The 11029-nt window shown below is 71.4% G+C and carries 10 protein-coding genes; 5 read left to right on the forward strand and 5 right to left on the reverse strand.

Annotation, left to right across the window (positions count from 1 at the left end; translation table 11 throughout):
- Both KD1_RS02530 and KD1_RS02535 read left to right on the forward strand, forming a co-directional pair.
- Positions 1-1122 (forward strand): glycosyltransferase (locus KD1_RS02530; protein ID WP_217995779.1); only part of this gene is annotated, 1122 nt, incomplete at its 5' end.
- Positions 1122-2249, forward strand: a complete 1128-nt coding sequence (locus KD1_RS02535) for a glycosyltransferase family 4 protein (protein WP_068397082.1) — start codon at positions 1122-1124, stop codon at positions 2247-2249. The genes KD1_RS02530 and KD1_RS02535, both read left to right, overlap by 1 nt.
- A 1-nt stretch (position 2250) precedes the next feature.
- Here KD1_RS02535 and KD1_RS02540 read toward each other — a convergent pair whose 3' ends face one another.
- Together KD1_RS02540 and KD1_RS02545 are read right to left on the reverse strand one after the other, a co-directional pair.
- A complete protein-coding gene (locus tag KD1_RS02540; RefSeq protein WP_068397085.1) occupies positions 2251-3111 on the reverse strand; it encodes a WecB/TagA/CpsF family glycosyltransferase in 861 nt (286 codons plus the stop codon).
- Positions 3108-4061 (reverse strand): GDP-L-fucose synthase family protein, encoded by a 954-nt coding sequence (locus tag KD1_RS02545; protein WP_068397088.1) that lies wholly within the window; start codon positions 4059-4061, stop codon positions 3108-3110. The genes KD1_RS02540 and KD1_RS02545 overlap by 4 nt, the downstream gene beginning before the upstream one ends.
- Before the next feature lie 213 nt (positions 4062-4274).
- Between KD1_RS02545 and KD1_RS02550 the strand changes: the two genes are divergently transcribed.
- From KD1_RS02550 to KD1_RS02560, 3 genes are all read left to right on the forward strand, one after another.
- Positions 4275-6491 (forward strand): NADP-dependent isocitrate dehydrogenase, encoded by a 2217-nt coding sequence (locus KD1_RS02550; RefSeq protein ID WP_068397107.1) that lies wholly within the window; start codon positions 4275-4277, stop codon positions 6489-6491.
- 175 nt (positions 6492-6666) lie between these two features.
- Positions 6667-7416, forward strand: coding sequence for an aquaporin Z (gene aqpZ / locus KD1_RS02555; RefSeq protein WP_068397091.1), 750 nt, complete (start codon positions 6667-6669; stop codon positions 7414-7416).
- A 52-nt stretch (positions 7417-7468) separates the two neighbouring features.
- The gene (locus KD1_RS02560) at positions 7469-8998 is read left to right on the forward strand and encodes a molybdopterin-dependent oxidoreductase (RefSeq protein WP_068397094.1); all 1530 of its coding nucleotides are present in this window, start codon (positions 7469-7471) and stop codon (positions 8996-8998) included.
- A 69-nt stretch (positions 8999-9067) separates the two neighbouring features.
- On the opposite strand, the gene KD1_RS02565 is transcribed toward KD1_RS02560, so the two are convergent.
- The 3 genes from KD1_RS02565 to KD1_RS02575 form a co-directional block, all read right to left on the reverse strand.
- On the reverse strand, positions 9068-9835 hold the full coding sequence (locus tag KD1_RS02565; protein WP_068397098.1) for an SAM-dependent methyltransferase: 768 nt from the start codon (positions 9833-9835) through the stop codon (positions 9068-9070).
- Entirely contained in the window at positions 9832-10155 is a 324-nt protein-coding gene (locus KD1_RS02570; RefSeq protein WP_068397101.1) for a hypothetical protein, read from the reverse strand. The genes KD1_RS02565 and KD1_RS02570 overlap by 4 nt, the downstream gene beginning before the upstream one ends.
- The coding region (locus KD1_RS02575; protein WP_217995780.1) for a hypothetical protein at positions 10095-11029 on the reverse strand (935 nt) is incomplete at its 5' end. The genes KD1_RS02575 and KD1_RS02570, both read right to left, overlap by 61 nt.

Below are 11029 nucleotides of genomic sequence, written 5' to 3' on the forward strand. Positions count from 1 at the left end.
GGTGGGCTGGCGGCGCCGCGAGCCGCTGTTCGAGGCCGCCGACGCGGTGGCGCCGGCATGAGGATCGTCCACTACTACCGGGATTGCGCCAAGCAGTCCGGGGTGACGCACGCCATCGACCAGTGGCAGCGCGCCACGCTCGACGCGGGAGTCGACACGCTGTTGCTGCACAACGCGTTGCCGGTGACGCGGGACCTGCCGCACCGCGCCGTGCGCCACCTCGGGCGCGGCCGGCACACGCAGATCCCGGTCCTCGCCGGTCAGTTGCGCCGCGGCGACGTGCTCGTGCTGCACGAGGGGTGGGTGACGTCGAACCAGGTCGCGGCGGTCACGGCGCGCACCGCGGGCGCCGCGTACGTCGTCGTGCCGCACGGGGTGTACCAGCCGCAGATCCTCGAGGACCTCAAGTCCCCGCGCCTGCCGCGCTTCGGGGCCGAGCAGACCTACCTCTCGCACGCCGGGGCGATCCACACGTTCTACGCCCCCGAACACACGCTGGCCGAGTCGGTCGCCGGGCGCACGCTGCCGCGGCTGGTCGCGCCCACCGGCTTCGACGTGCCGGAGGCGCGCTGGGTCGGCGGGGGCGGGTACCTCGCCTGGCACGGCCGGTACAGCCCGCACCACAAGGGGCTCGACCGGTTGCTGCGGGCGTACGCGTTGACCTCACCCGACGAGGTGCCGCCGCTGCGTCTGCACGGCCCGACGTACCACGACGGGCAGGCTCGGGTCGAGGCGCTCGTGGGCGCGCTGGGGCTGGGCGGCCGGGTGTCGGTCGGGGCACCGATCGGCGGTGTCGAGAAGGACGAATTCCTGTGTCGCAGTGACGGTTACGTCTTTCCCTCACGGTGGGAGAGCCACCCGATGTCGCTGCTGGAGGCGCTGTCGTTCGGCGCTCCGGTGTTGATGCAGAACGATCTGCATGCCTCGGGGTGGGTGCTCGAGGCGGGCGCGGCGAGCGGGGTGGACTTCGACGATGCTCCGACCGCGGCGGCCGAGTTGGCGGCGCTGCCGTCGCGCTCGACCGGGCCGGTCGCGCGGCGGTTCGTGGCGCACCGGCTGGACTGGGCGACGATCCTGCCGCCGTATCTCGCGAGCCTGCGCGCCCTGGCGGAGGCCCGCTGATGCGCATCGCGCTCGTGCACAGCTTCTACGGCTCGGCGATCCCCAGCGGCGAGAACGTCGTGGTCGAGCAGCAGGCCGCCGCCCTGACCACGCGTGGGCACGAGGTGAACGTCGTGTCGGTGCGCACCGACGATCTCGCGCAGCAACGCGGGTACGCCGCGCGCGCCGCGATCAACGTCGCCACCGGCCGAGGGTGGGATCCGACGCCGGCCCTGAGCGACGCCGCTCCGGATGTCGTGCACGTGCACAACCTCTTCCCGAACATTGCGACGACGTGGCTGCGCGACTGGCCCGGCCCGGTGGTCTGCACCGTGCACAACTTCCGGCCCGCGTGCGCCAACGGATTGCTGCGGCGCGAGGGCCGACCGTGCACGCTCTGCCCCGACGACGGGTCGTGGCACGCGGTGCAGCACGCCTGTTATCGCGGGTCGGCCGTGGCGACGCTGCCGCTGGCGATCCGCAACCGCCGGGGGCCGGCCGCCGACGCGCTGCTGGCGCGCGCGGACGCGATCATCTGCCCCGGTGAGCACGTCGAGCAGGTGTACGCGGGGTGGGACGTGCCCGCCCACAAACTGCACGTCATCCCGCACTTCACGCCCGCACCGACGGCCGGAGCGTCGTCCGCGGACCGGGGCGAATTCGTCATGGCCTCCCGGCTCTCCCCCGAGAAGGGCGTGCTCGACCTGCTGCGGGTCTGGCCGGTCGAGGTCCCCCTCGCGGTGTACGGCGGCGGGCCCTTGCAGGCCGAGGTCGAGGCGCTGTGCCGTGGGGCGATCCGGTTCGCCGGGCACGTCTCGCCGCAGGAGGTGTCCGCCGCGATCGCCGGCGCCCCGGCGGTGGTCATCCCCTCGACCTGGCTCGAGATCGGGCCCCTGACCTATGGCGAGTCGTTGGCGCAGGGCACGCCCGTCATCGCCGTGGACGGCAATGCCGCCGCCCTGGACGTACGACGCTCCGGTGCCGGGGTGGCGGTGCCCGACTTCGCCGGGATCCCGGCGGCCGTGGCCGAGATTCTGGCCCATCGGGAGCGATACGCCGCGGCGGCCCGGGCCAGGTACCGCGAGCGGTACACCGTCGAGGCCTGGCTCACGCGCACCGAGGCGCTCTACACCGCGGTCACGGGGTGAGTCAGTTGCGGCGCTTGTCCCGCGCGGCGTGGACGACCGTGCGGGCGACGAACTTCGGGTTGCCGACGAGGTAGCGCCTCCAGAGCCGGCCGGGCTCCTGCGCGAATCGGTGCACCCACTCCAACCCGGTGCCGTGCAGGTGCGCCGGGGCCTCCTCGACACGGCCGGCGAAGAAGTCGAACGCTGCTCCGACCGGGATGACCGGCATGCCCACCATGGGCGCGAGCCGCCGCACGAGGTGGTCCTGCTTCGGCGTGCCCAGTCCGACCCAGACGATCTGGCTGCCGACCTCGCGGATGCGCAGCGCAAGCGCCGCGAGGTCGTCGTCACTCAGCGTCGTGAACGGCGGAGTCTCGTACCCCGCGACCTCGAGGCCGGGGCGATCGGCGGTGAGGCGCTCGACCATCTCGGCGGCGACGCCCTCGCAGCCGCCGTAGAAGAAGTGCCGCACCCGCGGACCGAGGCCGGAGTCGAGGACCGACTGGACGAGCGAGGCTCCGCGAATCGGCCCCGCGGTACCGGCGTTGCGGCCGAGCCAGGCGACCGGAGCGCCGTCGGGCAGGTTGTATCCGGTGGCCAGTGCCAAGGCCAACTCGGGATCGTCGTCGACGAGGGAGAGGGTGTAGGCGTTGCACAGGTGCGCCTCGAGCGGTTCGCCGAAGACGGCGGCGTCGACGATCTGGGCGGTCGCCTGCGCGATCGTGACCGCCTGCAGGTCGACGCCGCACGCCCGGAAGGTCGCGCTGCCGAACGAGGCTCCGGTGTGGGGCGCGTCGATCTCGGCGTGGGGTGCGTCGACCGCCTCGACGTGGGTGGGGTCGACCCCGCCGTGGGGTGAGCCGTGCTCGGGGCTGACCTTCATCGACTCATCTCCTGTTCGTGCTGGAGGAACCACTCGTACGTGCTGCGGATGCCGTCGACCAATTCGATCTGCGGCGCCCAGCCCAACGCCGTCAGGCGCGTGACGTCGAGTTGTTTCCTCGGTGTGCCGTCGGGCTTCTCGGCGTCCCAGACGATCTCGCCGGCGTGGCCGACCGCCGTCTGCACGGCGTGCGCGAGGTCACGGATCGTCAGGTCGATGCCCGTGCCGACGTTGATCGGCGCCGGGTCGTCGTAGCGCTCGAGGATGGTCACGACCGCCCGCGCGAGGTCGTCGACGTGGAGGAACTCGCGCATCGGCGATCCGGTGCCCCACAGCGTCACCGGTGCGTGGTCGGCGACCTTGGCCTCGTGGAACTTGCGGATCATCGCGGGCAGCACATGGGAGGTCTCGAGGTCGAAGTTGTCGCCCGGGCCGTAGAGGTTCGTCGGCATCGCCGAGACGTAGCGCAGCCCGTGCTGGCGGCGCAGCGCCTGGACGTGCAGGACCCCGGAGATCTTCGCGATCGCGTAGGCGTCGTTGGTCGGTTCGAGGGTGCCGGTGAGCAGGGAGTCCTCGCGGATCGGCTGGTCGGCGAACTTCGGGTAGATGCACGAGGAGCCGAGGAAGAGGAGCCGCTGGACGCCGTACTCCTTGGCGGCGTCCATGACGTTGACCTGGATGCGCACGTTGTCGGAGTAGAAGTCGGCCGGGTACGTGTCGTTGGCGAGGATGCCGCCGACCTTGGCCGCGGCGAGGACGACGACCTGCGGGCGCTGCTCGCGATAGAAGTCGAAGGTCGCGTCCCGGTCGCGGAGGTCGAGTTCGCTCGAGCTTGCCGTGATGAGGTTCTCGTGACCCTGGGCAAGCAGGTGCCGGTGCACCGCGGAACCCACCAGACCACGATGTCCGGCCACGTGGATGCGGGCATCCAAGGGCAGACTTTCCTGCATGCGCGGCTTCCTTTCGCTCGTGACGGGCCGACGGTCATCCAGCCTTCTCATTGAACATGACGATCTGGCCCCGATGGGACGCTGCGCATCCGCGGGATAGTTCTCCCCATCGCCATCGGGGGCGCCTACCGGAGCGCCCCGGCATCGCGGGCGAGGCGCGCCGTGCAAGGATTGACGCCGACTGTGCTGGCCAACAAGAAGTACGGAGATGGCATGACCGCGAAAATCGTGTGGACCAAGATCGACGAGGCGCCCGCGCTGGCGACCTACTCCCTGCTGCCGATCGTGCAGGCGTTCACCAAGGGCACCGGCATCGACGTCGTGACCTCCGACATCTCCCTGGCCGGCCGCATCCTCGCCCAGTTCCCGGAGCGTCTGACGGCCGAGCAGCGCGTCGAGGACAACCTCGCCAAGCTCGGTGAGCTGGCCAAGTCGCCCGAGGCGAACATCATCAAGCTGCCCAACGTCTCCGCCTCCGTGCCGCAGCTCAAGACCGCGATCGCCGAACTGCAGTCGCAGGGCTACGACCTGCCCGAGTACCCCGAGGAGGCGACCACAGACGAGGAGAAGGACGTCCAGGCGCGATACTCCAAGGTGCTCGGTTCGGCCGTCAACCCGGTGCTGCGCGAGGGCAACTCCGACCGCCGCGCGCCGCTGTCGGTGAAGAACTTCGCCAAGAAGCACCCGCACCGCCTCGGTGCCTGGGCCGCGGACAACCAGGCCGAGGTCGTCGACATGACCGGCGACGACTTCTACGGCAACGAGCAGTCCGTCATCGTCGACGCCGACACCACCCTGACGATCACCCACATCGGCACCGACGGTACGCAGACCGTGCTCAAGGACGGTGTGGCCGTCACCGCCGGTGAGATCGTCGACGGCACGTACCTGAGCAAGGACGCCCTGCGCGCGTTCTACGCCGACTCGATCGAGCGGGCCAAGGCCGACGGGCTGCTGCTCTCGCTGCACCTCAAGGCGACGATGATGAAGGTCTCCGACCCGATCATGTTCGGCCACGCCGTCGAGGTGTTCTACGCCCCGGTGTTCGAGAAGCACGGAGCGACGTTCGAGCAGTTGGGCGTCAACCCGAACCTGGGTCTGGGTGACCTCCTGGCCAAGGTCGCCACCCTGCCGGCCGAACAGCGCTCCGCCATCGAGGCCGACATCGAGGCGGTCTACGCCACCCGCCCCGCGCTGGCGATGGTCGACTCGGACAAGGGCATCACCAACCTGCACGTGCCCAGCGACGTCATCGTCGACGCGTCCATGCCGGTCGTCATTCGCGACTCCGGTCAGATGTGGAACGCTGCCGGGGCGCAGCAGCAGACGCTCGCGATGATCCCCGACCGCTGCTACGGCCCGATGTACCAGGCCGTCATCGCCGACTGCAAGGCCAACGGCGCACTCGACCCGGCCACCATGGGCTCGGTGCCCAACGTCGGTCTCATGGCGCAAAAGGCCGAGGAGTACGGCTCGCACCCGACGACGTTCGAGATCCCGGCCGACGGCACGGTCAAGGTCACCGACGCGGCCGGCAACGTGCTGACCGAGCACGAGGTCAAGGCCGGTGACATCTGGCGCCAGTCGCGCGTCAAGGACATCCCGATCCAGGACTGGGTCAAGCTCGCCGTCACCCGCGCCCGCGCGACCGGCGCTCCGGCCGTGTTCTACCTCGACGAGAACCGTGCGCACGACGCCAACGTCATCGCCAAGGTGAACCAGTACCTGCCCCAGCACGACACCGACGGCCTCGAGATCATCGTCAAGGCCCCGGTCGAGGCGATCACCTACACCCTGGAGAGGATCCGCAAGGGTGAGGACGCCATCTCCGTGACCGGCAACGTGCTGCGTGACTACCTCACCGACCTGTTCCCGATCCTCGAGCTCGGCACGTCGGCCAAGATGCTCTCGGTGGTGCCGCTGCTCGCCGGTGGTGGCCTGTTCGAGACCGGCGCCGGCGGTTCAGCGCCCAAGCACGTGCAGCAGTTCGTCAAGGAGGACTACCTGCGCTGGGACTCCCTGGGTGAGTTCTCTGCGCTGGGTGCCTCGCTGGAGCACATCGCGGCGCAGGGCAACGCCCAGGCCCAGGTGCTGGCCGACACCCTCGACGAGGCGATCGCGAAGTTCCTCGACGAGAACAAGTCGCCGGCGCGCAAGGTCGGTCAGATCGACAACCGTGGCTCGCACTACTACCTGGCGAGCTACTGGGCCGACGCGCTGGCCGCGCAGACCGCCGACGCCGACCTCGCGGCCCGCTTCGCCCCGGTGGCGTCGGCGCTGCGCGAGAACGAGTCGACGATCAACGACGAGCTCATCGGCGTTCAGGGCCAGCCGGTCGACATGGGCGGCTACTACCACCCCGACACCGCGAAGGTCGCCGCCGCGATGCGTCCGTCCCCCACGCTGAACGGCATCATCGACGGGATGTGACCCGGCTCCGCCGAGGGGACGATTGGGGTGACGCAACCGGGCGTTACGTCACCCCAATCGTCCCCTCGGTGTTTGCAGATCGCCGCGATTGAATCCGCCGGTCCGCGGATCCGGGGTGGCAGGATCGAGGCGTTTTGATGGCGCAACGTGATCACCCCCACCAAGGAGACGCACCATGCACACCCATTCCATGCCTGCACGGTTGGGCGCGGAGTTCCTCGGCACCTTCTGGCTGGTCTTCGGCGGGTGCGGTTCGGCGGTCTTCGCCGCCGTGCACCTCAAGGACGGCACGAACACCGGCCTGGGCATCGGCTTCGCCGGCGTCGCGCTCGCGTTCGGTCTGACGGTCCTGACCATGGCGTATGCCGTCGGGCACGTCTCCGGCGGGCACTTCAACCCGGCCGTGACCATCGGCGTCGCGACCGCCGGCCGGTTCTCGTGGAAGGACGTCCCGGCGTACATCGTCACCCAGGTCGTCGCCGGCCTCATTGCCGGAGCGGCGATCCTGGGCATCGCGAAGGGCCAGGACGGGTTCGTCGCGGCCGGCCACATGGCGGCCAACGGCTACGGCGACAACTCCCCCGGCGGTTACACGATGGCCGCGGTGTTCCTCGCCGAGGTCATCCTGACGATGTTCTTCCTCTACGTCATCCTCGGCGCGACCGACGAGCGCGCTCCGGTCGGGTTTGCCCCGCTGGCGATCGGTCTGTCGCTGACCCTGATCCACCTCATCTCGATCCCGATCAGCAACACCTCGGTCAACCCGGCCCGGTCGACGGCCGTCGCGTTCTACCACGCCGCCGGTGCGCCGGGCCAGTTGTGGCTGTTCTGGGTCGCCCCGATCGTCGGCGCGATCATTGCCGGCGCGACGTACGCGCTCATCACCGGCGTCGACCGCCGGCAGCTCAACATCGAGGGCGTCTGACCGCGCCGACCCTTGTCGGCGACTCCGGCGGCGGCGTAGATTCGAAGGTCCCATGGACGCCCGGATCCTGACCGCGGCCACCAGCGGCGTCGTGGCGGCCGCGCTCGGCACGGCGGCGGCGCACGTCGTCGCGGCGCTCGTCTCGCCCTCGGCCTCGCCCGTTCTCGCGGTCGGGAGCCAGGTCATCGACGCCACCCCGACCCCGGTCAAGGAATGGGCCGTCGCGACGTTCGGCACCGCCGACAAACCGATCCTCATCGGGTCGGTCATCCTCGTCACACTGCTCTTGGCCGCCCTCGCCGGGGCGGTGCGGCCGCGCTCACCGTTCGCCTCGACCGCGCTCCTCATCGTGCTGGCTGCCCTCGCCGGCGCAGCCGCGGTGCTGCGCCCCACCCCGGGCATCCTCGACTGGCTACCCGCCTTCGTCGCCGCGGTCGTCGCCGTGGCCACCCTCGATGTCCTCTCGCCGAGTGATGGATCCGCGTGGCCTACAGCGCGCGATAGCCCACGCGGATCCATCACTCGGCGGGAGGTGGTCGCGTTGGGCGGGACCGCGGTCGCCGCCGTGGCCCTGGGCGGCGCCGGGCAGGCACTCATCACCCGCGGCCGGGCGCCGACCCTCGCGCTGCCGGGCCCGACCGACCCGCTGCCACCCTTGCCCGCCGGGGTCAGCGTCCGCGCTCCGGGAATCTCGCCATTCATCACGGCCAACGGGTCGTTCTACCGCATCGACACCGCCCTGCTCACGCCTCGGGTCAACCCCGCCGACTGGTCACTGTCGGTGGACGGCGAGGTGCCCCATGGCTTCTCGCTGGGCATCGACGAACTGCTGGCGCTGCCGATGGTCGAGCGCGACATCACGCTCAACTGCGTCTCCAACGAGGTCGGCGGCCCCTACATCGGCACGGCCCGGTGGCTCGGGGTACCGACGCGCGACCTGCTCGCGCGGGCCGGTCTCACCGAGGACCCGCGCAATCCCGACCTCCAGGTTCTCTCGACGTCGACGGACGGGATGACGATCTCGACTCCGCTCTCGGCACTGCTCGACGACCGGGGAGCGCTCGTCGCGGTCGGGATGAACGGCACCCAACTGCCCCAGGCGCACGGGTTCCCCGCGCGTCTGGTCACACCGGGCCTGTACGGCTTCGTCGGGGCCACCAAGTGGCTGACCCGCCTGACCGTCACCCGCTACGACGCCGCCCGCGCCTACTGGACCGAGCGAGGCTGGGCCACGGACGGCACGGTCCGCACCCAGGCGCGCATCGACACCCCGCGCGACGGCCGCAGCCTCTCCCCCGGCGCAACGGCCATCGGCGGCGTGGCCTGGGCGCAGGGTCGTGGCATCGGACGCGTCGAGGTCCGCGTCGACGGCGATCCGTGGCGCCGCGCGACGCTCGGGCTCGAGGCCAATGTCGACTGCTGGCGCCAGTGGTACCTGCCGTGGGAGGCCACGCCGGGGCGCCATGCCATCACGGTCCGGGCAACCGACGGCACCGGCGCGGTGCAGACGGACCGTCAGGCCTCGCCGTTCCCCGCCGGCGCGACCGGCTGGCATCAGATCACCGTGACGGTCACCGACTGACCAGCCCGTCACCCCCGCCGAGTGATGGATCCGCGCGCCCTATCGCGCACCATAGGGCACGCGCATCCATCACTCGGCGAGGCACGCGACCAGGGCGACCTTGCGGATGCGGCCCGATCGGAGCCACTGCGCCCAGAGTCGATGTCCGGCGACGAGGTCACTTCGCACCGGAGCGCCGATGAGCGGGTCGAGCGCGGACGCCCGGGTTTCGTACGCGTCGGCGATGGCACCGGCCACGCGCGCGTGGGCAGGCGTGCAGTCGATGGTCTCGACCACACGCAGCCCGGCATCGCGCAGGTCGGCGCGCAACTCGGCCAGGGTCGTCGGCCAGACCGTGTCGGCGCCGGGCATGGCGGTGCGCTCGGTGTCCGTCAACGGGGCTCCGGCCTCGACCGTCAGGGCCACCCGCCCGCCCGGGGCCAACGCGGCGGCGATCTGGCTCAACAGCGCGGCCTTGTCCCGGAAGGCGAGCAGGGTCTCGAGCACCAGCACGATGTCGAACGGCCCGTCCGGGATCGGCAGGACCCGGTGCACCTCGAAGTCGGCCCGCAGTCCCGCGGCGGCGGCGCGCCGCCGAGCCGTCGCGATGGCCTCCTCGTCGGCGTCGATCCCGAGGTAGGCGCACCCGTACTCGCCGGCGAGCCACAACCCGGGCCCGGCCAGGCCACAGCACACGTCGAGCACCCGTGAACCGGCCCCGACGCGCGCGTGGGCAGCGAGCCAACGCAGCTCCGAGACCGAGACGAAACTCTGCTGCCCGACGAACTCGCCCGCCGCGAAACCCGCACGCCGGGCCTCCCACAGGTGGCGCTCGCGCAGGGCCAGGGGGTCGGTCATCTCGGGTTCCCGAGCGCCAGGAACCGGTCGCGGAAGCTCGCCATCGGCGCCACCGGAGCGTCGTGGGCCGGGAGCAGCCCGGGCGTCCAACCCCAAGCCAGCACGCGGTGGACCAGGGCGGGATCGGAGGCGATGATGCTCACCGGCACGTCCCGATTGCCGCTGGAGCCGCTGACGGTGGCCGCCGGCTGATGATCCCCGAGCATGACGACGACGAGGGGGTCACGGGCGTGACCGGCGACGAAGTCGAGGAGGCTCGTCAGCGAGTACGCGATGGACGTCCGGTACGCCGCGGCGAGCGCGGCCGAGTGGCCCAGCACCTGCCCCGGACCGATCGACCTCGCCGCGATCGCGGTGTAGATCGACCCGTCACCGAGGGCGCGCGGAGCGACGAGCTCCGGCTGCCGACCCGGCCATAACTCTCGACGAAGACGACGAGGACGTCGGTGCCGGCGAACGCCGACAGGCTCGGGGGCGTCGCCGCGAGGGGGTCGGCGGCGAGGGTCTGCTCGAACTGTGCCAGGTCGCGTCGCGCCTCGATCGAGGCGGTGACCTTGCCCGCGGTGTAGGGCGCGACGCCGACCATGGCCACCGGATCGCCGCCCGGTGACCGCACGCCGGCGACGGCCAGCGCCAGCCACGCCGCCATCAGCGCGGCGCACCCCTGCAGGGCCCGGTGACGGTGACGCCGCACGAGGGGTACGAGACGGAGCATCGTCCACGGCACGGCAGCGAGGACGGTGACGGTGAGCGCGATGACGGCCGCCGCGACACCGCGCTCCGCCCACGGGCCGGCCGCGTCGCCGACGAAGGACAGCCCGGCCGTCAGGATCGGCATGTCGGTGATGAGTTCGAAGGGACGGCCGAGCACGGTGAAGGTCCCCAGGTCGAGGAGCTTGAGCACCGCGACCACGCCCATCACGAGGCCCGCACCGAGACCGACGGCCCGGGCCCCGCGCGCCGGCATTACGAGGATCAGCGCGGCGAGCACGATCGCCTCGAGCGGGAGGCGCCCGAACGCGGCGAGGGAGAGGCGATCCGGCGCGGTGGGGGCGGTCAGCGCGAACCACAGCATCGCGACCCCCAGAACCAGCCCCACGGTACGGAGCACGGGCCGCCACCCGCCGCGTCGCCCGTCGGGTCTCCCCTCGACGCTCCGGTCTGGGGGTGCCGGTCGCGCCGCTGCCGCCACCG

Origin of the sequence: Kribbia dieselivorans NBRC 106261 (assembly GCF_001552435.1) — a bacterium.
In the GTDB taxonomy this organism is placed as follows: Bacteria; Actinomycetota; Actinomycetes; order Actinomycetales; family Dermatophilaceae; genus Kribbia; species Kribbia dieselivorans.